Below are 21,298 nucleotides of genomic sequence, written 5' to 3'. Positions count from 1 at the left end.
AGTGAATCCAGCGCGTATCAGGCGCAACCATCGATAGAACAAAATGCAGAAGTTTTACCGGTTTCATCGAGGACGATTGCCTGTTGCAACCAATCGGCAAATGCCTGCGGCTTGCCCAGCCAGGGGCTGATGTCGATCAATTGGAACGTGCCGTTCTGCTCCAGAGCAATCGTTGGAAAACCCTGACCACCCAATTGAGCCAAAAACTGGCGACTGGCTTTTATATGCCCCTCGCTATCAACGGACTCAAACGCAAGGTGGAAATCTTCCTGCGCATAGCCCATCTGCATCGCCAATTCCAACAGCACGGCTGAATCGGCAATGCGTCGCCCTTCCACATAGTGCGCCGACTGCAACCGTCCCAGCAGGCGCAAACCGCCGCCGTCGATGGCTTCAGCCGCCATGACCGCAGCAATCGCTGGCGTCGAATCGAACACCGCTGAGTAATCACGTAGCAAACCTTCGAAATAGGCCTCGCCAAACGGCTGGCCGGTGTACTCGGCAATGCGTCGGTCATGGGGCATGACGTAATCGCGCAGTTGCGGGGAAACACGCTGGCGATTAACGCCACTCATCATTCCGCCGGCATGGGCATTCACCGGCAACACTGACTGTGCCGCTTCCACCAGCGGCTTGGCGCCGTAACACCAGCCACACAGCGGATCGTAGATGTAGTGAAGAATCATGGGAAAAACTCCGGCAGAAAGTCAGGAAAATCGATGGCGGCAGATTAGTCCTCGCACTCTTGCGGAAAAACGCCGGAATGGCTTTCAGTCTGTTTCATGAATCGGTCGAATGATTCGTCCAGTCAGATTGTGTCGGTTAGGACACAAATTGAAACAATCAGCCAAGGGAACTTATAAGGAATAATTAACGAAAGTAAATGCAAAGCATTACCATTCGCACGATCGAATTCTTCCACCCTTTCGGATGCGCTGTTCAATGCCTGCCCCGTTCCGTCTTACGCCCGCCACCCTTGGGCTTTCTGCTTTTCTGTCCAGCGGTTTTGCCTACTCCGCGACCGAGTTACCCGCCACCGCAATCAGCGCCGAAGCGCAAGCCGATGACCCTCGGGTGAAGCTCAGCAGCACCGCGACTCGGACCTCGACGCCCGTACGTTATGTGCCGCAGGCGATCGATTCGGTCAAGACCTCGAACGTCGCCAGCTACGGCACCAATGACATCGGCGACGCGTTGAGCGGCATGCCTAACGTCAGCAGCAGCGCCGACACCCGTTTCGACAGCCTGCGCATCCGCGGCTTCGACGCGAGCAACGATTTCTATCTGGATGGCATCCGCGACGACAGCCAATACAAGCGCGACTTGCACAATATTGAACGCGTCGAAGTGCTCAAAGGCCCGGCCGCCGTGCTGTACGGGCGTGGCAGTCAGGGCGGGATCGTCAACCGCGTGAGCAAAATACCCGAGTTCGGCCGGCGCTCGACTATCGAAGCCCAGGCTGGCAGCGAAGATTTGCGCAGTCTTTACGCCGACCTCAGCAGCGACCCGAGCGAAAACATCAGCCTGCGCCTGAACATGGGCAACATGGATGAAAACAGCTTCCGCGACGGTGTCAGTGGCAATCGCCAATTGTTCGCGCCGTCGATGAGCTGGCAACTGACGCCGGACCTGAACTGGCTGGTGCAGTACGAATACAGCCGCTACAACCGCACCCCGGATCGCGGCATCCCCGGCATCAACGGGCGCCCGGCCGATGTCGGGCGCGATACGACCTACGGCAACGATCACGATTTCATCGACGACAAGTCGCAATCGCTGCGCTCGAAACTCACTTATGAAATCAATGACAACTGGCAACTGCGCCAGACCCTCGGCGTGTTCAAGCTCGACAGTGATTTCGACAACACCTACCTCACCGGTTACACGCCGGCGACCAACAAGGTCACGCGCCAGCATTGGCAGCAGGATCTGACCACTCGCAACGTCTATAACAACGTTGAACTTGAGGGCGGATTCGATACCTTGGGCCTTGAGCATCGCCTGCTCACTGGCATCGAGATCGGCAGCCAGCGCCGCGACCCGACGCTGTACAACGCGGCCACTGGCAGAACCCCGGGCGCGCAGCCCGTACCGTCGCTCGACCTGTACAACCCGAACCGTGATCTGCGCCACACCGGCAGCATGCAGGTCTCCAGCAACAGCCACACCGAAGTCGAAAGCCGTGCGGTATATGTGCAAGATCAACTGCGCCTAAACGACCAATGGCAAGTGCTCGCCGGTCTGCGTTACGACACTTTCGATATCGAGTCGACCAACAAGCTGCGCAACATCTCCGAAGACCGCGACAGCCACAGCACCAGCCCGCGCGTCGGCCTGGTCTGGACGCCGCTACAAAATCATTCGTTCTACGCCTCGTGGTCGAAGACGTTTTCGCCGCTGGGCGGTGGCTTGATCGGCATCACTCCGGGTGCGGCCGGCAACACCAACGACCTCAGTCCCGAGCTGACCAAGCAGAAAGAAATCGGCGTGAAAAGCGACTGGCTCGATGACCGCTTGAGCACCACGCTGGCGATCTACGATCTGGAACTCTACAACCGCCGCACCACTGATCCAAACGATCCGACCCTGACGGTGATGTCAGGTTTGCAACGCTCGCGCGGGATCGAATTGACGGCCACCGGCAATCTCGTCGGCAACTGGTACATGCGCGGTGGCGTCGGTCTGCAGGATGCGAAGATCGAGAAGGACAACAACGGCCTGGAAGGCAAACGCATCAACAACGTTGCCAAGCATAACGGCAGCCTGTTCCTGACCTGGAAACCGGAGATGGGCTGGTACGGCGAAACCGGCCTGACCCTGGTTGGCCAACGCTATGCCGATAACGCCAACACCACCGTGTTGCCGGGTTACGGCCGCTGGGATGCCCTGGTCGGTTACCGCTTCAAGGATTGGGATTTACGCGCGGCGCTGAACAACATCACCGATCGTGAGTACTACGCGTCCGCGACCAGCCAGTATCAAATCCAACCGGGTGCGCCACGTAGCGTTGTGATGACCGGCACTTATTCCTTCTGATTCAACGCAAAACCTGTAGGAGTGAGCCTGCTCGCGATAGCGGTGTGTCAGTCAACATCGATATCAACTGACACACCGCTATCGCGAGCAGGCTCACTCCTACAATGATTTTGTGTCGTGCATAAAAAAAGCGCCGCCATCCCGGCAGCGCTTTCACCAATCCCTGTTGTGCTTCTTATCCTTCCATCACAGCCCACAATGCTTCCAGTTCGGCCTCGCTGAACAGGCCAGCGGGGTAACGCTCGATCATCATCCGGCGCGGATCAGGTTCCCTGATCTGACGCGTTCCATTGGACTTCAACCAGTGCGCGACAATCTGGAGCGATTCGCCGTTTACGGCCATGGGATGCAACGTCCGCTCGCTGACTACGTTCACTTCGGCGTTCATTTCAACGCTCTCTCCCCGTTCGTGAGCGGCTACGTTATCCAAGGTTTATGACAGAACTGTTGAAGTTCTCCCCCTCCCTAGTGCACGGGTGATGAATACAAGAGCTATGCCAATGTTTCTTAGTTGTCGACAAGCGGATACAAAGAAGCCCGCGGTCCTGTCGGGCTGCGGGCCTCAGTTGATGCATAGCGAGCTAATCATTACCCGGCTGATTTGTTAATCAACTCAAGGTGTTACGACTCAACTCACTCTTTGTGCGGCGCGGGTTGCTGTTGGGTAAGGCAATGGATATTGCCGCCACCCAGTAACAGTTCGCGACCCGGCACCATCACCACTTCGTGCTGCGGGAACAGCTTCTGCAGGATTTCCTTGGCCGGCGCGTCCATTGGATCGTCGAAGCTTGGCGCGATGATGCCGCCGTTGACGATCAGGAAGTTCACGTAGGAACCCGCCAGGCGCACAGACGGATTGCGTTCCTGCGTGCCGTCCACCGGGTCGACACCGGCGCACTCTTCTTCAGTCGCGTAAAGCGGCCCCGGAATCGGCATTTTGTGCACCGTGAACGGGCGACCCTTGGCGTCAGTGCTGCTTTGCAGAACTTTCAACGCAGCCTGGCAGCGCGGGTAGTTCGGATCCTGCGGATCGTCGGTCCACGCCAGCAACACTTCGCCCGGACGCACGTAGCAGCAGAAGTTATCCACATGGCCGTCAGTTTCGTCGTTGAACAGACCGTCCGGCAGCCAGATGACTTTATCCACAGACAGATTGGCGCTGAGTACCGCTTCAATCTCTTCGCGGCTCAGGTGCGGGTTGCGATTGCGGTTGAGCAGGCATTCTTCGGTGGTGATCAGCGTGCCTTCGCCGTCGACATGAATCGAGCCGCCTTCAAGCACGAAACCTTCAGTGCGGTAACGCGGGCTGCGCTCGATCTCGAGGATCTTGCCGCCGACCTGCGAATCGCGATTCCACGGCGAATACAAACCGCCGTCAAAACCTCCCCAGGCGTTGAAGTCCCAGTTCACACCGCGCACTTCGCCGCTGTTGTTGATGACGAAAGTCGGGCCGCTGTCGCGTACCCAAGCGTCATCGCTAGACATCTCGACCACGCGGATATTCGGCACGTCGAGGCGCGCGCGGGCGTTTTCATACTGGCCGGCGGACACGGCCACGGTGACCGGTTCAAAACGCGCAATGGCCTTGGCCACCGCAGCGTGTGCGGCTTGCGCCGGTTTGCCGCCCAGACGCCAGTTGTCCGGGCGCTCGGGCCAGATCATCCAGGTCTGCGTTTGCGGCGCCCACTCGGCCGGCATGTGAAAGCCGTCGGCGCGCGGGGTACTTTTCAAAGTTGTCATCGGGATCAGGACTCCAGGGAACCGTCGAGGGTTTTCAACGCGCCGTACAGGTTCGGACGGCGGTCACGGAATGAACCCCACGCGCTGCGAATGTGTTCGAGCTCGTCGAGGTTGAAAGTGTGCACAAGAATACCTTCTTCGGTTTTATTCAGCTCCTGCACTTTTTCGCCGAACTGGTTGGCGATGAACGAAGAGCCGTAGAACGTGATGTCGTAGCCGTCCTGTTCTTCGTTGCCGATGCGGTTGCTGGCGATCAGCGGCATCAGGTTGGCGCCGGCATGACCCTGTTGCACGCGCTGCCAGTGATCGCGCGACGAAATGGTCTTGTCGTGCGGCTCGCTGCCGATTGCGGTTGGATAGAAGAGGATTTCAGCGCCTTGCAACGCCATGCTGCGCGCAGCTTCCGGGAACCACTGGTCCCAGCAAATGCCCACACCGATTTTCGCGTAACGGGTGTTCCACACCTTGAAACCGGTGTCGCCCGGGTTGAAGTAATACTTCTCGTGGTAGCCCGGGCCATCCGGGATGTGGCTTTTACGATAAATCCCGAGGTTGCTGCCGTCGGCATCGATGATCGCGATGCTGTTGAAACGCGCGCGGCCGGCCAGCTCATAGAAGCTGATCGGCAGCACCACTTGCAGCTCTTTGGCGATTTTCTGGAAATGTTTGATCGCGACGTTTTCTTCCACCGTCGTCGCCAGTTGCAGATAGTCCGGGTTCGGCTTCTGGCAGAAGTACGGCGCCTCGAACAGCTCCTGGATCAAGATGATCTGCGCGCCTTTGGCGGCGGCTTCGCGCACCAGCCTTTCAGCGATTTCGAGGTTGGCTTCCAGATCCCAGGAACAGGCCATCTGAGTGGCGGCAACGGTAACGATACGGCTCATGAATCATCTCCGGGCAAGTGCTTTGACGGTCGACAATTCGACCGAAAAGAAAAACGCGCGCACCGGACATGAGATCACCATGCCGGAGCAATGGCGACTTTATAGCCGATAAATATCGGCTTTAGAAGCTTGCAAAATGCCTTTCGTCTAAATAATCCCGATAAAAGCCGATACAAATCGAATTAGAAACCCCAAAAAAATGTGGGAGCGAGCCTGCTCGCGAAGGCGTTTGTTCAATCAACACAGTTGTTGAATGAGAAACCGCTTTCGCGAGCAGGCTCGCTCCCACAGGAGGTCAGCGTGAGGGCTTACAGGCCCTCGGTAAGGACTTGATCAAGCATATCGACAAAGAAATCCACACTCTGACGCGACGTCACCATCGGCGGTTTGATCTTGAGAATGTTCAGATCATCCCCGGTCGGCTGCATGAAAATCCCCAGTTCACGCAAGCGATCACACAGCAACACCGTCTCCTCGGTCGCCGGCTCCAGCGTCTCGCGATTGCGAATCAGCTCAAGTCCCAGATAGAACCCGGAACCGTGCACCGCGCCCACCAACGGATGTTTATCGATCAACGCTTCGAGACGCGCCTTGAAGTGGCCACCGACCACCTGCGCGTTCTCCCAGAGTTTTTCTTCTGCCATGACATCGAGCACCGCCATGCCGATCTGGCAACTGACCGGACTGCCGCCCGCCGACGAGAAGAAATAGCCCTCGGCCTCCAGCGCCTCGGCAATTTCCCGTCGCGTGATCACCGCGCCCAGCGGCTGACCGTTGCCCATGCCCTTGGCCATGCAGATGATGTCCGGCACCACACCCTGCTCTTCAAAGCCCCAGAAGAAGTGGCCCATGCGCCCGTAACCGACCTGCACTTCGTCGGCGATGCACACGCCGCCCTGCGCGCGCACCAGCGCGTATACCTGCTGGAGATATCCCGGCGGCAGCGAGATACCGCCGGCATTGCCATACACCGGCTCGCAGATAAACCCGGCCAGTTGGCGCTTCTGTTCGGCAAGTTTTGCCAGGTGATGCTCAACACTGCGCACGTAATCCGGCGCAGAAGCGAGACCACGGAATTCACCGCGATAAGTGTTTGGCGCAGGCACCGGATGCACCCAGTCCGGGCGGCTTTCCAGGGCTTTCGGGTTGTCGGCGATCGATGTCGATACCGCATCGGCGCCGACCGTCCAGCCGTGATAGGCCTCAAGCACGCTGATCATGTCGCGCCCGCCGCTGTAGGCCCAGGCCAGACGAATCGCCAGGTCATTGGCCTCGCTGCCGCTGTTGACCAGAAACACCCGGTCCATGCCTTCCGGCGCCAATTTCAGCAAGCGCTCGGAAAACTCCGCCACCGCCGCATAGTTGAATCGCGAGTTGGTGTTGAGCAGCGACCACTGCCGCGCCGCCACTGCCGCCATGCGCGGGTGGCCGTGACCGAGCACGGCAACGTTGTTGAGCATGTCGAGGTAGGAGCGGCCCTGCATGTCGATCAGGTGATTACGCCAGCCGCGTTCAATGCGCGGCGGATCAACGTAGTAGTGTTTCTGCGTGCGGGCGAAACTGGCATCGCGGCGTTCGAGCAGGGTTTTTGCGTCCAGCTCCGGCTCGGCATCGCAGGCCAGTCCTAACAACGCCGCTGGCGACGGGCACAGCGCCTGCCACGCCGCTGCATGCGCCGGGGTGCAAAACAACGGCACATCGATCTGCGCGCCCCGGCACAACTGCACCCGTAATGGGCCGCTGACTGCGCCCAGCACCTGGCCTTTGACCAGCGCCGCGCCGCTGTGCAGCGAAGGTGTCACGCCCCACAAGCGCACGCTGAGTTGCGGGCCATCCAGTTGCAGCACACCGTCTGCTGGCTGATGCACGACGCCAGCGAACGGCGCTTCCACAGCGGTACCATCGGGCACGCGCAATTCCACGTGCAGCGGGAAGGTGTCCGGTTCAACGGCGCTGTCGGGACGGGTGCGCGACAAACGGTACTGACCATAACGGCTTGCGGCCAAACCATGGGCCGCCACCGCTTCGTTCAACAGGTGCTGATCGATGCCGGCCTGCTCCCAGTTGCCGGCCTCGAAATGCGGGCTGAGGACACCGAGATCGATCAGGGCAAATTCACGTCCGACCAGACCGGGCAGCAAGGGCGCAAAACCTTCGCTATCGATCACCGGCAATGCGTGACCGACGGCAGTAAGGATCGCCGCTTCCATGAGTGCCTGTGGCACCGATGTCGCTACGCGGAAGATTTCCCACTCATGGCTTAGGTTGTCACGGCTGTAGGTATTCGCGGGGTCGATGCTGACCTGTTGCTCGCCACTGAGCACCAGCACCGCCGCACGCGCGACGATCAATGGCCACAGCGCCTGCAGCTCTTCATGTTGCAGCGGGTTGACCGCGTGGTAGGCCTGCACCGCCGGCAGGATGACAAACGGATCGCCACCGGCGTGATGCAGCAACGCCGCACAGGTCACCGACAGATCGGTGATGCGCCAGGTGCGCACCAGATCGCCAAAGTCGATCACGCCCTGCAACTGCCAGTGACGCAAGGCATCGCGCGCCCAGACGGCGTTGTCGTCGGTGATGTCCATGTGGATCGCCTGCACCGGCAGCTTGCCCTGCAACGGCTGCAAGCGGCGCTCGGCTTGTTCGGCCGCATCGGCAATCAATATGCGTTGCTGCTCATCCTTGATCACCGGCAGCAGATGGCTGATCAGGGCACTGGCGTGACGGGCATCCCACTGCAACGTGCGCTCCAGGCCCGGGTGATCGAACCCGGCCAGCGCCAGATCCATCTCACCGCAGAGCCGGCCAAACCCCGCCACCACGTCGCGCCCCAAGTGTTCGAGATGCGTGAGCGGCTGGCCCTCGATGTAATCCAGCAGCCGCACATGGACGGCTTCGCCGCCGACCTCGAGCGACAGCAGATCCTCGCCGTTATTGGCCGCGATCACCCGCGGCACCGTCACCGCCGAGTGCTCGGCCAGATACTTGAGCCCGGCATGCTGGGCTTGCAGCTCCACCAGGGCGTAATCGCCACGGCAGATTTTCAGCACGAACCGTCCACGCGGGCTGTCGACGCGGTAATTGAGATCCTGCTGACTGCCAAGAGCCTGCAACGTGCCGCTGAGCCCGTAATGCTCCGCCAGCCATTGCCGGGCCTGCTCGGCAGAAACCTGCGGGCTGGGCAAACTGGCGCGATGAATCAACGTGGCGAGCGGCATGAAAAGACCCCTGTAATTTTATTAGGCGCCTATATCGCCATTGCTGGACGGGATCCGCAACCCCCAACCGCGCAAAGGTATACGGGCTATTTGTCTTGCAGCACTCGCACCCTCCGGCACTTTGCGCAAGAATGTCGACCATTCACACCTGCCTATGGAACTCCCCATGAATGTAATCACCACCGACCTGCCCGGTGTCCTGATCATCGAACCGAAGGTGTTCGGTGACGAGCGCGGCTTTTTCTACGAGAGTTTCAATGCCAAGGCGTTCCAGGACGCTACCGGTCTGGACACGCAATTTGTTCAGGACAACCACTCGCGCTCGCAAAAAGGCGTGTTGCGTGGCCTGCATTACCAGTTGCAAAACACCCAGGGCAAACTGGTCCGTGTGACCGTCGGTGAAGTGCTGGATGTGGCCGTGGATATTCGGCGCAGCTCGCCGCACTTCGGCAAATCGGTGGCTGTGCGCTTGTCGGCCGAAAATCATCGTCAACTGTGGGTGCCGGAAGGTTTTGCCCATGGTTTCGTGGTACTGAGCGAGTTCGCTGAATTCCTCTACAAGACCACCAACTACTACGACCCGTCGTCCGAGCGCAGCATTCGCTGGGATGATCCCGCGCTGGGCATCGACTGGCAGCTGGACGAAGCGCCTAAGCTGTCCGCCAAGGATCAGGCTGCAGCCCTGCTCAAGGACGCTGACGTCTTCGCCTGAGCCTAGGCATAATGCGCCTGACATCTCAGGCGCATCCGGCTCATGAAACCAACCCTCCCCCGCAGACCCCGCTGGCGCAGCCTCGCGCTGCTGGCCCTGTGTCTGGCGCCGCTGCTGTGGCCGCTGGAACATCTCGCCGAGCGCTATTACCGCAGCGAACTGGCAGGGCAGAACCGGCAGACCCTCGACCTGTACGTCGCCAACCTGCTGGGCACCCTGCACCGCTATGAAGTGTTGCCGCAAATTCTCGGCGACCTGCCGGCCTTGCGTGCGGTCCTCGGCGCACCGGACGACGGCGTCAGCCAAGGCAACGCCAATCGCCTGCTGAAGAACATCGCTGCACAGACCGGTGCCGAAGTCATGTACCTGATGGACACCAGCGGGCAGACGCTGGCGGCGTCGAACTGGGACAAACACGACAGTTTCGTCGGCCGCAATTTCTCGTTCCGTCCGTACTTCAGTGAAGCCATGGCCGGGCGGCTCGGACGCTTTTTCGGTCTCGGCACGACCTCGGCCAAACGCGGCTACTTCTTCGCTGCCGCCGTGCGCAACGGCGAAAAAATCATCGGCGTGCTGGTGATCAAGGTTGACCTCGACCACACCGAAAGCCTCTGGGGCAAAACCCCGGAACAACTGCTGGTGACCGACCATAACGGCGTGGTCATCCTCACCTCGCGCCCGGAATGGCGCTTCCGTTCGACCCGTAACTTGAGCGACAGCGAACGCTCGGCGATCACCGCCATCCAGCCTTACCCGACCCGCGAGCCGCGCCCCCTGAACCTCAGCCCGACTGCGTGGCTGATCCAGACTCACGACATCGCCGAAACCGGCTGGAGCGTCAGCATCCTTGCCCCACGCACGCTGATCGACCGTCCGGTGCGCACCGTGGTCGCCATCGGCGGCGCCACGCTGCTGGTGCTGATGTTGTTGCTCGGTCTGATGATGCAGCGCCGCCGCCATTATCTGGAGCGCATCGCCTTCGAGGCCAAAGCACGTCGCGAGCTGGAGGGCCGCGTCGCCGAGCGTACCAGCGACCTCGAAGGCCTCAACCGGCGCTTGAAGGAGGAAGTGCTGGAGCGTGAACAAGCCCAACAGGAACTGGTGCGTGCCCAGGACGATCTGGTCCAGGCCGGCAAGCTGTCGGCGCTGGGGACGATGTCCGCGAGCATCAGCCACGAACTCAATCAGCCGTTGGCAGCGATCCGCAGCTACGCGGAAAACGCCGAAGTGCTGCTCGATCATCAGCGCACCGACGATGCGCGCGGCAACCTCAAACTGATCAGCGAACTGACCGGGCGCATGGCCTCGATCATCGCCCACCTGCGCGCCTTTGCCCGCCGCGATCGCCACGCGCCGGAAAGCGTTGCCCTGCAACCGGCGCTCGACGATGCCTTGGCGCTGCTGGCCAAACGGCGTCGCAGCATGGAAGTCGAACTGATCCGCGATCTGCCAGCCGCGACTCTGTGGGTCGAGGCCGGGGAAACCCGATTGCGCCAAGTGCTCGGCAATCTGCTGGCCAACGCCCTCGACGCCCTCACCGAGAAAGGCCCGCCGCGCAAACTCTGGCTGAGTGCCGAATCCACCGCCGAAGGCGTCAATCTGTACATTCGCGACAACGGCCCGGGCTTTTGCATGGAAGCCCTCGGCCGCGCCAGCGAGCCCTTTTACACCACCAAGACCCGCACTCAAGGCCTTGGCCTGGGGCTGGCCATTTGTGAAACGCTGATGCGCGCCTTCGGCGGTGAACTGTCGTTCGCCAACCACAAGCAAGGTGGCGCCTTGATTACCCTGCGGCTGCGCGCCGGTGCGCCCGGGGTCAGCCTGCAACCGTCCGAGGATCGAAGTGCATGACCATCGACAATCGCATTCAGGTGGTGTTGATCGACGACGATCCGCACCTGCGTCAGGCCCTCGGCCAAACCCTGGATCTGGCCGGCCTGAAAATTCTGCCGCTGTCCGAAGCCAAAGGCCTGGCCGCACAGCTTGAGCGTGACTGGCCGGGTGTGGTGGTCAGCGATATCCGCATGCCGGGCATGGACGGTCTCGAATTGCTCAGCGAACTGCACGCGCAGGATCCCGAACTACCGGTATTGCTGATCACCGGCCACGGCGATGTGCCGCTGGCAGTGCAGGCCATGCGTGCCGGCGCTTATGACTTTCTCGAAAAGCCTTTCGCCAGCGATGCGCTGCTCGACAGCGTGCGTCGCGCGCTGGCCCTGCGCCGACTGGTGCTGGACAACCGCAGCCTGCGCTTGGCCCTCAGCGATCGCAATGAACTGAGCGCGCGGCTGGTCGGCCATTCGACGCCCATGCTGCGCCTGCGCGAGCAGATCGGCGCGCTGGCCGCGACCAAGGCTGACGTGCTGATCCTCGGCGAAACCGGCGCCGGTAAAGAAGTGGTCGCCCGCGCCTTGCACGATTTATCCAGCCGCCGAAACGGCCCGTTCGTCGCGATCAACGCCGGCGCCCTTGCCGAGTCGGTGGTGGAAAGTGAACTGTTCGGTCACGAACCCGGCGCGTTTACCGGCGCGCAAAAACGGCGGATCGGCAAATTCGAATTCGCCAATGGCGGCACATTGTTTCTCGATGAAATCGAGAGCATGAGCATGGATGTGCAGGTGAAGTTGCTGCGCATGCTGCAAGAGCGCGTGGTCGAGCGTCTGGGTGGCAATCAACTGATCCCGCTGGACATCCGCGTCATCGCCGCGACCAAGGAAGACCTGCGTCAGGCCGCTGACCAGGGCCGTTTCCGCGCCGACTTGTATTACCGCCTCAACGTCGCGCCACTGCGCATTCCGCCACTGCGTGAGCGCGGTGAAGATGCGCTGGTGCTGTTCCAGCATTACGCCGATGAAGCCAGCGCCCGCCACGGTTTGCCGCCCCATGAACTGCAACCGGCGCAACGCGCCTTGCTGCTGCGCCACACCTGGCCGGGCAACGTACGCGAACTGCAGAATGCCGCCGAACGTTTCGCCCTCGGCCTGGAACTGGCGCTGGATAACGCTGACGTCGAGGGCGGTGGCAGCACCACGGTCGAAGTCATCAATGGGGGGCTCAGCGAGCAGGTGGAAAATTTCGAGAAATCGCTGATCGCTGCTGAACTGGCGCGCTCCCACAGTTCGGTGCGCAGCCTCGCCGAAGCCTTGGGCATTCCGCGCAAGACCCTGCATGACAAATTGCGCAAGCATGGCCTCAACTTTGGCGATAGCAGCCATGGGGACGAGAACGAATGAGTACAGACAGTCGCTATCTGGAATCGGTCCTGCATCACGATATCCCGCTGACCCGAGACATGGGCCTTAAGGTGCTCGACTGGCATGAACAGCAACTGAGCCTGCATCTGCCACTCGACCCGAACGTCAACCACAAGAGCACGATGTTCGGCGGCAGTCTTTACTGCGGCGCGGTGCTGGCCGGTTGGGGCTGGTTGCATTTGCGTCTGAAAGAGGAAGGAATCACCGACGGGCACATTGTGATTCAGGAAGGGCAGATCAGTTATCCGCTTCCGGTCACCGGGGACGCTACGGCGATTTGCCCGGCGCCTGATGCGAAGGAGTGGAAGAGGTTTCTGGCGATGTATCGGCGTTATGGGCGGGCGCGGTTGACGTTGAATACGCGGATCGTCAATCAGGGTAGCGAAGAAGACGCCGTGACATTTACCGGGCAGTACGTTTTGCATCGCTGACAATCAAAAGCCCCTCACCCTAACCCTCTCCCAAAGGGAGAGGGAACTGATTGGGGGATGCTTCAGAAATGCATCGACCTGAAAGCGCTTTGCTGAATCCATAATCGACCTGATCTTTCAGGTCGATGTGAGACACAAGACAACTCGGTCGGCTCCCTCTCCTGGGGGAGAGGGCTGGGGTGAGGGGGATTTCGGATCAGCCCACTTAACCGCGAGCCAACTCCAACAATCTGGAACGCCACGCCGCTTTCGCCGGCAGCGCCAAAAAGAACTCATTGAGTAGCGATTCCCGCGCCGGATAACAGAACGCCTCCCCGCGCAGATCCAGCACCTCACCGCCCGCACCTTCCAGCACACCTTGCGCCGCCGCCGTGTCCCACTGCGAAGTCGGCGCCAGTCGCGGATAGCAATCCGCCGCGCCTTCAGCCAACAGGCAGAATTTCAGCGAGCTGCCAATATTGGCCAGTTGCAACTCGCCCAGACTCGCACTCAACCCGGCGAGCAAACGTTCCTGCTCGGGACTCGAATGGCGACGGCTGGCGACCACGGTGAACGCCTCGCCCGGCCCCGGTACATCGCGCACCTGAATCGCAACCGGCGTGCCGCCCTTGTCGCAACGCCAGGCACCGAGGCCTGCGCCGCCAACGTAGAAACGACCATTGGTCGGCATCGACACCACGCCGAACACCACGCGGCCGTTTTCGATCAGCGCAATGTTGACGGTGAACTCTTCGCTGCCGCTGATAAATTCCTTGGTGCCGTCCAACGGGTCGACCAACCACCAGCGCTGCCAGCCGGCGCGCACGCTCTGAGGGATGTTGGCGTCTTCTTCCGACAACACTGGAATGCTCGGGTCCAGCGCCGTCAGCCCGGCGAGGATCAGGTGATGCGCGGCCAGATCCGCCGCCGTCACGGGCGAGTCATCGGACTTGGCCGTGACTTCAACGCCGGCGCGCCAGAATGGCAAAATCGCCTCGCCGGCGTGCAATGCCAGCTCAACGACCGGCGCCATCAACGGGTGGGGAAACGTCATCGATATCTCACTCATGCTGGAAAGAACCCGCGCTCGGTCAGCAGATCGCGGGTCAGATACAGTGCAGCCAACGCACGGCCTTCGGAAAACTGAGGGTTGAGCGCCAACGACGACAGTTCGCGCAGGTTCACTTTGTCGACACGCATCGGCTCAGGCTCGTCGCCTTCGAGACGTTCCTCGTACAAATCAGTCGCCAGGACCACCTGAATCTTCTGGCTCATGTAACCGGGCGACAGCGACAGCTCGGTCAGATGTTCCAGTTGCCGCGCGCCAAAACCGGCCTCTTCCTTGAGCTCACGCTCGGCTGCGGCCAACACATCCTCGCCCGGTTCGATCAGACCTTTGGGCAAGGACAATTCGTATTCGTCGGTGCCGCCACAATACTCTTCGACCAACACCGCGTGCTCGGCATCCAGCATCGCCACGATCATCACCGCGCCGTAGCCCGCACCTTTACCAACCAGACGTTCGTAAGTGCGTTCCACGCCGTTGGAAAAGCGCAGCTTGAGTTCTTCGACGCAAAACAGGCGACTGGTGGCGACGATCTCGCGGGCAAGTACGGTGGGTTTCTGGCGCATGCAAAGCTCCTTGGCGTGAACGCGCTACTATAACGCGGCTTTCCCGATTGTTTATGTCGGATATCTTTCTACCGTTCGAGACGTTGCCATGCCTTCATTAACGTGGTCCGACATCGATACCGTTCTGCTCGACATGGACGGCACGCTGCTGGATCTGCACTTCGACAATCACTTCTGGCTGGAACACCTGCCCCAGCGTTACGCCGAACTGCACGGGGTCAGCCGGGCCATGGCCGATATGGAATTGCAGCCGTTGTTCGAACGCCATGCCGGCCAGTTGCAGTGGTACTGCCTGGATTTCTGGAGTGCCGAACTGAAGTTGTCGGTGCGTGAACTGAAGCTGGAAACTGCGCACCTGATTGCCTTGCGCCCGGATGCCGATACCTTTCTGGAAGCGATCAAACGCGCGGGCAAACGGGTGATCATGATCACCAATGCACACCGCGACTCACTGTCGCTGAAGCTTGAGCGAATCGAACTGGCGCCGTATTTTGAGCGGCTGATCAGCTCCCACGATTACGGTTTTCCCAAGGAGAACCCGCAGTTCTGGGATGCCTTGCAGGCGGACATCGGCTTTGATCCGGCGCGCAGTCTGTTTATCGACGACACCTTGCCGATTCTGCGCAGTGCGCGGGATTTTGGTGTGGCGCATTTGTTGGCGGTGAAAGAGCCGGACAGTCGCAAGGGGCCGAAGGACACGGCTGAGTTTGCGGCGGTTGAGGATTATCGGGATTTGATTGCCGGACTCTAATCTTCTGTAGGAGCTGCCGCAGGCTGCGATCTTTTGATTTTGATTTTTTACAAACAAGATCAAAAGATCGCAGCCTTCGGCAGCTCAGAGGGTTTGTGTTACTCAGGAATACGCAGGGTCTGACCCGGATAGATTTTGTTCTCATCCTTGAGCATCGGCTTATTGGCCTCAAAGATCTTGTTGTACTGGTTGGCATTGCCATACACAGCGAGGGAAATCGCGCTGAGGGTGTCGCCTTTTTTCACCACGACAAACTTTGCTGCCGCCACCACCGGACCAGTCACCGTGATCTGATCATCCACGCTGCCAACCCCGGCAATATTGCCCACCGCCAGCAAAATTTTCTCTTTCTCTTCCTGACTCGCGACTTCACCGGTGACGGTCACTTTGTCGCCGTCCACCGTCGCCTGCACATTCGGATTGCCCAGGCCGACCTTGCTGATGTGTTCCTTCAACTGTTCACTGGCATTGGCGTTGCCCGGGGTCAGCAGATCGATCAACTTCTCACCGGCTTCTTTAACAAAACTAAAAAGGCTCATCGTGTTCTCTCCATGGAATAAAGGTTCAGTCGTCCAAGCCTAGACCACGACAGACAAACCCGGTTCCAAGCCGACCAATGACCCTGCCACCGCGCAAGCGGTAGAATCGCCCAACCCTGCCAGCGCCCGGAGCGAAGATGGACATCAAGCAGCTGAAATTCCTCATCGCCCTCGACGAAACCCGCCATTTCGGCCAGGCCGCCGCGCGTTGCCATATCACCCAGCCAACCCTGTCGATGCGCCTGCGCAGTCTTGAAGAAGAACTCGACCTGCCACTGGTCAACCGTGGCCAACGCTTTGAAGGTTTTACCGCGCCGGGCGAGCGCGTACTGGCGTGGGCGCGCTCGGTGATGGCGGCTTATGACGGTTTGCACGCGGAAGCAGCGGCGTGTCGCGGCAATCTGATCGGCACGTTGCGGCTGGGCGTGGTGCCGCTGTCGAGTTTCGATCCACTGCCGTTGATGCAACGCCTGCACAGCGCCCACCCGAATCTGCGCTTTGAAATGTCGGCACTGAGCTCCGAGCAGATCCTCGAGCATCTGGCGAACAACCGAATCGACATCGGTGTTTCTTATCTCGACCGCCTGGATCACGAACGTTTCGAATCACTGGCATTCGACGAAACCCGCATGGGCCTGCTGTACGACCAGCGCACTTTTACCTTCGGTGAAGCTCCGCTGAGCTGGGAATCACTGATCGAACTGCCGCTGGGCATGCTCACCAGCGGCATGCATTTCCGTCAGTCCATCGACCACAACTTCCACAGCCGTGGCCTGACTCCGCAACCGTTGCTGCAAACCGACGCCGTGCATCAATTGTTACAAGCCGTACACGGCGGTTTCTGCTGCGCGATCATGCCGTTGGACGGCGGGCTGGAAAAACTCACCGACCATCTGCGTCTGCAGCCCATCGAAAACGCCCAGACCCTAGCGCCACTGGGCTTGATCATGCGGCGCGGGGCGCCACGCTCGGCGCTCGCCGAGGCGTGTTTTGCGCTGTATCAGAAATCGCCAACGGCGCCTTGATCGACGGCCTCTATCGATAGATCGACACTAGCGATTAGACGCGACAACTTGCCGCGCCTAGTCTTAACGTTGATCAAACCGTCGGTGATGCCATGAACGCCAAGCGCCCTGCCTGCGCGGCGCCTGCACTTGAAACGCCCGCGCCTGCCGCCAGCCAGACCTACAGTTACAGCGATTTACCCCGTGAGGAATCGGCCAGCACTGCGCTGGCTGAGGAAGTCGCGTTGGCGATTGCCTATAACGGCATCAGTCAGGCGGTGATGCTGGTGACACCAACCGACCTGGAAGACTTCATCGTCGGCTTTAGCCTCGGCAGCGGCATCATCGAGGACGCGAGCGACATCTATGACCTGCAACTGACCGGCGCAGGCTCGGCGCAGTATGCGCAAGTGACCATCGCCAATCGCGCGTTCTGGAACCTCAAGCAACAACGTCGGCAAATGGCGGGCACCAGCGGTTGCGGCTTGTGCGGGGTTGAAGCGGTGGAGCAGGCACTGCCTGATCTCAAGGTCTTGCCCGGCGCGCCGCTGCCACCGAGCGAATGGCTCGACGGTCTGCGCCAGCGCATCGGTGCGTTCCAACCGCTCGGTCAGCACTGCGGCGCGGTGCATGCGGCGGTGTTCATGAACGCCAGCGGCGAATTGTTGCTCGGGCGCGAAGACATCGGCCGGCACAACGCCCTCGACAAGCTGATCGGCGGACTGATCCGCCAGAAGATATCCACAGATGGCGGACTGGCGATTGTCACCAGCCGTTGCAGTCTCGAATTGATCCAGAAAGTTTTGCGCGCCGGCATCCAGACCCTGGTCAGCCTGTCCGCACCCACCGGCCTTGCCGTGCAGTGGGCCCGTCGACATAACCTCAATCTCATCCACCTGCCGCAGAAAAGTGCGCCGCGGGTGTATAGCCCCGCGATGGAGAATCAAGCGTGAGCCAACATCATCAAGCCGACCAGAAACCTGTCCCGCGCTACAAGCCTTACAAAGGTGCCGCCGGCGGCTGGGGTGCCCTGATCAGTGTGGCTCAGGCCTGGTTGACCAGCGACAACGCCCTGAAAAACCTGCGCATGATGCTCAAGACCAACCAGAACGGCGGTTTCGACTGCCCGGGTTGCGCGTGGGGCGATTCGCCGGAAAGCGGCATGGTCAAGTTTTGCGAGAACGGCGCGAAAGCGGTGAACTGGGAAGCGACCAAGCGTCGTGTAGACGCCAAGTTCTTCGCCAAGCACAGCGTGACTTCACTGCTGGAGCAGAGCGACTACTGGCTGGAATATCAGGGTCGTCTCACCGAACCGATGGTTTACGACGCCGAAACCGATCGCTACAAGCCGATCAGTTGGGACGACGCCTACACGCTGATCGCCAAGCACCTGCAAAGTCTGCCGAGCCCCGATCTGGCCGAGTTCTACACCTCGGGTCGCGCCAGCAACGAAGCGGCGTATCTGTATCAACTGTTTGTGCGCGCCTACGGTACCAACAACTTCCCGGACTGCTCGAACATGTGCCACGAGGCCAGCGGTGTTGCCCTGGCGCAGAGCGTCGGCGTCGGCAAAGGCACCGTGACCTTCGATGACTTCGAACACGCCGATGCGATTTTCGTTTGGGGCCAGAACCCGGGCACCAACCACCCGCGCATGCTCGAACCCTTGCGTGAGGCAGTGAAACGCGGCGCGCAAGTGGTGTGCATCAACCCATTGAAAGAGCGTGGTCTGGAACGCTTCCAGCATCCGCAACACCCGATCGAAATGCTCACCAACGGCGACAAGCCAACCAACACCGCTTATTTCCGCCCGGCACTCGGCGGTGACATGGCGCTGCTGCGCGGCATGGCCAAGTTCCTCCTGCAGTGGGAGCGCGATGCGCAGAAGGCTGGCGAACCTGCCGTGTTCGATCATGACTTCCTCAATGCCCACAGCGCCAATGTGCTGGAGTACCTCGGTGTCGTTGACGATACGCCGTGGGAACAGATCGTCGAGCAATCCGGCCTGACCCTCGTAGAAATCGAGCAAGCCGCGCGTATGTACGCCAAGGGCAAGAACGTAATCATGTGCTGGGCGATGGGCATCACTCAGCATCGCCACTCGGTGCCGACGATTCAGGAAATCGCCAACCTGATGCTACTGCGCGGCAACATCGGCAAACCGGGCGCCGGCCTGTGCCCGGTGCGCGGCCACAGTAACGTGCAAGGCGACCGCACAATGGGCATCAACGAGCGTCCGCCGGTGGCGTTCCTCGATTCGCTGGAGCGACGCTTCCAGTTCAAGGTGCCGCGCCACAACGGCCACAACGTGGTTGAAGCGATCCACGCAATGGCTGAGGGTCGCGCCAAGGTCTTCATCGGTCTGGGCGGTAACTTCGCCCAAGCCACGCCGGATAGCCCGCGTACCTTCGCCGCACTGAGCAATTGCGACCTGACCGTGCAGATCAGCACCAAGCTCAACCGCAGCCACCTGGCTCACGGTAAAGACGCGCTGATCCTGCCGTGCCTCGGTCGTACCGACATCGATATCCAGACCGAAGGCCCGCAAGCGGTCACCGTGGAAGACTCGTTCAGCATGGTTCACGCTTCCAACGGTCAGTTGCAGCCGCTGTCGAACCAGATGCGTTCAGAGCCGTCGATCATTGCCGGTATCGCTGCCGCCACATTGGGCAGTAAACCGGTGGACTGGAACTGGCTGGTGGCTGATTACGGGCGCATCCGCGAACTGATCGCCGACACCATTCCCAACTTCAAAGCGTTCAACGAGAAGATCAAGAACCCGGGCGGTTTCTACCTCGGTAACAGCGCTGGCGCACGCAAGTGGAACACGCCGTCGGGCCGGGCCAATTTCCGCGCCAATATGCTGCCGAAAGATCTCGTGCACGAACGCACCCGCGCGACCGGACAACTGCCGGATCTGATCTTGCAATCGATGCGCTCCCACGATCAGTACAACACGACGATTTATGGTCTCGACGACCGTTATCGCGGAGTGAAAGGCCAGCGTGATGTGCTGTTCGCCAATGAGGCGGACATCATTCGCCTCGGCTTCCGTCCGGGACAGAAGGCTGACATTGTTTCGATATGGGACGATGGTCGTGAGCGTCGGGTAAAGGGCTTCACGCTGCTGGCATTTGATATTCCGGCGGGACAAGCCGCAGCTTATTACCCGGAAGTGAATCCGCTGGTGCCGCTGGAAAGCACCGGGGATGGCAGCCATACACCGACGTCGAAGTTCATTGCGATTCGACTGGAAGCGGCGAGTGAGACTGGGTTGATCATGGCCAAGTCCGCGTAACGCGATGTCAGAACCGGCCTCTTCGCGAGCAAGCTCGCTCCCACATTGGAATGCATTTCAAATGTGGGAGCGAGCTTGCTCGCGAAGGCGTAGGTTCAAGCAATACGCTTCCAAGCCCTAGCACTTTTCCAACGCCCACAAAAAAGGCCGCTTTTTCACAAAAGCGGCCTGTCCGAAGTAGCTAAAGACCGGCGGAAATCGGTTAAGTTCCGCTGATAAAACAGCAACTTGCAAAATTGTATACAAGTCGTGTTATTCGTCGGATTTCGATTGTCACGCTCGTTACACAGCCTCAGGATCGGCGCCGTCATCCCTTTGAGGCTCATCTATGAAGTTCTCCTCGATTCTCTTGTTGTCCCTTGGCCTGGTCAGTGGTTTTGCTTCCGCAGGCGGCACCACCGAAGCAGGTGTGGGCGGCGCATTGGGCGGGGTTCTTGGCTCGGTCGTCGGTCAGTCCTTAGGCGGCAATACAGGTTCCACCATCGGCGCAGCCTTGGGCGGCGCGGGTGGTAGCGCGGTTGGCGCCGACAAACGCAGCCGTGGCGAAGCCGCCATCGGTGGTGCGCTGGGCGCAGCCGGCGGTAACGTGGTCGGCCGCAGCATGGGCGGCACCACCGGCAGCCTGATCGGCTCCGCAGCAGGTGGCGGCGCCGGTGGCGCGCTGGGCAACTACATGGGCAACAAGAGCGATGACGACGATCGTCGTTACGATCGCCGCCATGATGATCGTCGCTACTATCGTGACGACCACCGTGGTCGCGGCCATGCCTACGGCCACCGCAAGCATCACAAGTACTATCGCGACTGAGGCCTCAAA

General features: G+C 60.2%; 18 protein-coding genes. 10 read left to right on the top strand and 8 right to left on the bottom strand.

Going from position 1 to position 21,298, the window contains the following annotated elements; genetic code table 11:
* Positions 1-17 precede the first annotated feature (17 nt).
* Positions 18-686, bottom strand: a complete 669-nt coding sequence (locus HU754_RS02520) for a DsbA family protein (RefSeq protein WP_186620730.1) — start codon at positions 684-686, stop codon at positions 18-20.
* Between the two features lie 256 nt (positions 687-942).
* On the opposite strand from HU754_RS02520, the gene HU754_RS02515 reads away from it, so the two are divergent.
* Entirely contained in the window at positions 943-3,036 is a 2,094-nt protein-coding gene (locus HU754_RS02515) for a TonB-dependent receptor (RefSeq protein ID WP_186620731.1), read from the top strand.
* A gap of 175 nt (positions 3,037-3,211) precedes the next feature.
* Here the strand turns inward: HU754_RS02515 and HU754_RS02510 are convergent, their stop codons facing one another.
* The 4 genes from HU754_RS02510 to HU754_RS02495 form a co-directional block, all read right to left on the bottom strand.
* The gene (locus HU754_RS02510; protein WP_008080512.1) at positions 3,212-3,424 is read right to left on the bottom strand and encodes a hypothetical protein; all 213 of its coding nucleotides are present in this window, start codon (positions 3,422-3,424) and stop codon (positions 3,212-3,214) included.
* Between the two features lie 245 nt (positions 3,425-3,669).
* Complete coding sequence (aguA, locus tag HU754_RS02505; RefSeq protein ID WP_186620732.1) at positions 3,670-4,776, bottom strand: agmatine deiminase; 1,107 nt, start codon at positions 4,774-4,776, stop codon at positions 3,670-3,672.
* 5 nt (positions 4,777-4,781) lie between these two features.
* Positions 4,782-5,660, bottom strand: coding sequence for an N-carbamoylputrescine amidase (aguB, locus tag HU754_RS02500; protein WP_034151905.1), 879 nt, complete (start codon positions 5,658-5,660; stop codon positions 4,782-4,784).
* 308 nt (positions 5,661-5,968) lie between these two features.
* Positions 5,969-8,881 (bottom strand): aminotransferase, encoded by a 2,913-nt coding sequence (locus tag HU754_RS02495; RefSeq protein ID WP_186620733.1) that lies wholly within the window; start codon positions 8,879-8,881, stop codon positions 5,969-5,971.
* Between the two features lie 166 nt (positions 8,882-9,047).
* Between HU754_RS02495 and rfbC the strand changes: the two genes are divergently transcribed.
* Genes rfbC through HU754_RS02475 form a run of 4 tightly spaced genes read left to right on the top strand, consistent with a single transcriptional unit; the run spans position 9,048 to position 13,278 of the window.
* The gene (rfbC, locus tag HU754_RS02490) at positions 9,048-9,593 is read left to right on the top strand and encodes a dTDP-4-dehydrorhamnose 3,5-epimerase (RefSeq protein ID WP_034151902.1); all 546 of its coding nucleotides are present in this window, start codon (positions 9,048-9,050) and stop codon (positions 9,591-9,593) included.
* 42 nt (positions 9,594-9,635) lie between these two features.
* Positions 9,636-11,444: a sensor histidine kinase gene (locus HU754_RS02485; RefSeq protein ID WP_095047127.1), complete on the top strand. Its 1,809-nt coding sequence runs from the start codon at positions 9,636-9,638 to the stop codon at positions 11,442-11,444.
* The gene (locus HU754_RS02480) at positions 11,441-12,826 is read left to right on the top strand and encodes a sigma-54-dependent transcriptional regulator (RefSeq protein WP_095047126.1); all 1,386 of its coding nucleotides are present in this window, start codon (positions 11,441-11,443) and stop codon (positions 12,824-12,826) included. The genes HU754_RS02485 and HU754_RS02480 overlap by 4 nt, the downstream gene beginning before the upstream one ends.
* Positions 12,823-13,278, top strand: a complete 456-nt coding sequence (locus tag HU754_RS02475) for a YiiD C-terminal domain-containing protein (RefSeq protein WP_186620734.1) — start codon at positions 12,823-12,825, stop codon at positions 13,276-13,278. The genes HU754_RS02480 and HU754_RS02475 overlap by 4 nt, the downstream gene beginning before the upstream one ends.
* A 205-nt stretch (positions 13,279-13,483) precedes the next feature.
* On the opposite strand, the gene cysQ is transcribed toward HU754_RS02475, so the two are convergent.
* Positions 13,484-14,311 carry a 3'(2'),5'-bisphosphate nucleotidase CysQ gene (gene cysQ / locus HU754_RS02470; protein ID WP_186620735.1) on the bottom strand — a complete coding sequence of 276 codons (828 nt, stop codon included), beginning with the start codon at positions 14,309-14,311 and terminating at the stop codon, positions 13,484-13,486.
* A gap of 11 nt (positions 14,312-14,322) precedes the next feature.
* Positions 14,323-14,889, bottom strand: coding sequence for an ADP compounds hydrolase NudE (nudE, locus tag HU754_RS02465; RefSeq protein ID WP_034151897.1), 567 nt, complete (start codon positions 14,887-14,889; stop codon positions 14,323-14,325).
* Positions 14,890-14,977: 88 nt separating this feature from the next.
* On the opposite strand from nudE, the gene yrfG reads away from it, so the two are divergent.
* Positions 14,978-15,640, top strand: coding sequence for a GMP/IMP nucleotidase (gene yrfG / locus HU754_RS02460; protein ID WP_186620736.1), 663 nt, complete (start codon positions 14,978-14,980; stop codon positions 15,638-15,640).
* Between the two features lie 98 nt (positions 15,641-15,738).
* Here the strand turns inward: yrfG and lysM are convergent, their stop codons facing one another.
* The gene (gene lysM / locus HU754_RS02455; RefSeq protein ID WP_186620738.1) at positions 15,739-16,179 is read right to left on the bottom strand and encodes a peptidoglycan-binding protein LysM; all 441 of its coding nucleotides are present in this window, start codon (positions 16,177-16,179) and stop codon (positions 15,739-15,741) included.
* Between the two features lie 137 nt (positions 16,180-16,316).
* On the opposite strand from lysM, the gene HU754_RS02450 reads away from it, so the two are divergent.
* The 4 genes from HU754_RS02450 (at position 16,317) to HU754_RS02435 (ending at position 21,289) form a co-directional block, all read left to right on the top strand.
* Positions 16,317-17,204 carry a LysR family transcriptional regulator gene (locus HU754_RS02450; protein ID WP_093429997.1) on the top strand — a complete coding sequence of 296 codons (888 nt, stop codon included), beginning with the start codon at positions 16,317-16,319 and terminating at the stop codon, positions 17,202-17,204.
* A gap of 92 nt (positions 17,205-17,296) precedes the next feature.
* Positions 17,297-18,136, top strand: a complete 840-nt coding sequence (fdhD, locus tag HU754_RS02445) for a formate dehydrogenase accessory sulfurtransferase FdhD (protein WP_186620740.1) — start codon at positions 17,297-17,299, stop codon at positions 18,134-18,136.
* Positions 18,133-20,481, top strand: a complete 2,349-nt coding sequence (locus HU754_RS02440; protein ID WP_186620742.1) for an FdhF/YdeP family oxidoreductase — start codon at positions 18,133-18,135, stop codon at positions 20,479-20,481. Before fdhD ends, HU754_RS02440 begins: the two co-directional genes overlap by 4 nt.
* Before the next feature lie 328 nt (positions 20,482-20,809).
* Positions 20,810-21,289: a glycine zipper domain-containing protein gene (locus tag HU754_RS02435; RefSeq protein ID WP_093429994.1), complete on the top strand. Its 480-nt coding sequence runs from the start codon at positions 20,810-20,812 to the stop codon at positions 21,287-21,289.
* Positions 21,290-21,298: the final 9 nt, after the last annotated feature.

Source organism: Pseudomonas zeae, from assembly GCF_014268485.2.
GTDB lineage: Bacteria > Pseudomonadota > Gammaproteobacteria > Pseudomonadales > Pseudomonadaceae > Aquipseudomonas > Aquipseudomonas neuropathica.
This window is presented reverse-complemented; position numbering and strand designations above follow the sequence as displayed.

What these genes read in the sequence shown, in the direction of transcription:
- HU754_RS02515 (WP_186620731.1), top strand. Translation starts at nt 943, where the DNA reads ATGCCTGCCCCGTTCCGTCTTACGCCCGCCACCCTTGGGCTTTCTGCT.
- rfbC (WP_034151902.1), top strand. Translation starts at nt 9,048, where the DNA reads ATGAATGTAATCACCACCGACCTGCCCGGTGTCCTGATCATCGAACCG.
- HU754_RS02450 (WP_093429997.1), top strand. Translation starts at nt 16,317, where the DNA reads ATGGACATCAAGCAGCTGAAATTCCTCATCGCCCTCGACGAAACCCGC.
- HU754_RS02485 (WP_095047127.1), top strand. Translation starts at nt 9,636, where the DNA reads ATGAAACCAACCCTCCCCCGCAGACCCCGCTGGCGCAGCCTCGCGCTG.
- HU754_RS02475 (WP_186620734.1), top strand. Translation starts at nt 12,823, where the DNA reads ATGAGTACAGACAGTCGCTATCTGGAATCGGTCCTGCATCACGATATC.
- yrfG (WP_186620736.1), top strand. Translation starts at nt 14,978, where the DNA reads ATGCCTTCATTAACGTGGTCCGACATCGATACCGTTCTGCTCGACATG.
- HU754_RS02495 (WP_186620733.1), bottom strand. Translation starts at nt 8,881, where the DNA reads ATGCCGCTCGCCACGTTGATTCATCGCGCCAGTTTGCCCAGCCCGCAG.
- nudE (WP_034151897.1), bottom strand. Translation starts at nt 14,889, where the DNA reads ATGCGCCAGAAACCCACCGTACTTGCCCGCGAGATCGTCGCCACCAGT.
- cysQ (WP_186620735.1), bottom strand. Translation starts at nt 14,311, where the DNA reads ATGACGTTTCCCCACCCGTTGATGGCGCCGGTCGTTGAGCTGGCATTG.
- HU754_RS02520 (WP_186620730.1), bottom strand. Translation starts at nt 686, where the DNA reads ATGATTCTTCACTACATCTACGATCCGCTGTGTGGCTGGTGTTACGGC.
- HU754_RS02510 (WP_008080512.1), bottom strand. Translation starts at nt 3,424, where the DNA reads ATGAACGCCGAAGTGAACGTAGTCAGCGAGCGGACGTTGCATCCCATG.
- HU754_RS02435 (WP_093429994.1), top strand. Translation starts at nt 20,810, where the DNA reads ATGAAGTTCTCCTCGATTCTCTTGTTGTCCCTTGGCCTGGTCAGTGGT.
- aguB (WP_034151905.1), bottom strand. Translation starts at nt 5,660, where the DNA reads ATGAGCCGTATCGTTACCGTTGCCGCCACTCAGATGGCCTGTTCCTGG.
- lysM (WP_186620738.1), bottom strand. Translation starts at nt 16,179, where the DNA reads ATGAGCCTTTTTAGTTTTGTTAAAGAAGCCGGTGAGAAGTTGATCGAT.
- aguA (WP_186620732.1), bottom strand. Translation starts at nt 4,776, where the DNA reads ATGACAACTTTGAAAAGTACCCCGCGCGCCGACGGCTTTCACATGCCG.
- HU754_RS02480 (WP_095047126.1), top strand. Translation starts at nt 11,441, where the DNA reads ATGACCATCGACAATCGCATTCAGGTGGTGTTGATCGACGACGATCCG.
- fdhD (WP_186620740.1), top strand. Translation starts at nt 17,297, where the DNA reads ATGAACGCCAAGCGCCCTGCCTGCGCGGCGCCTGCACTTGAAACGCCC.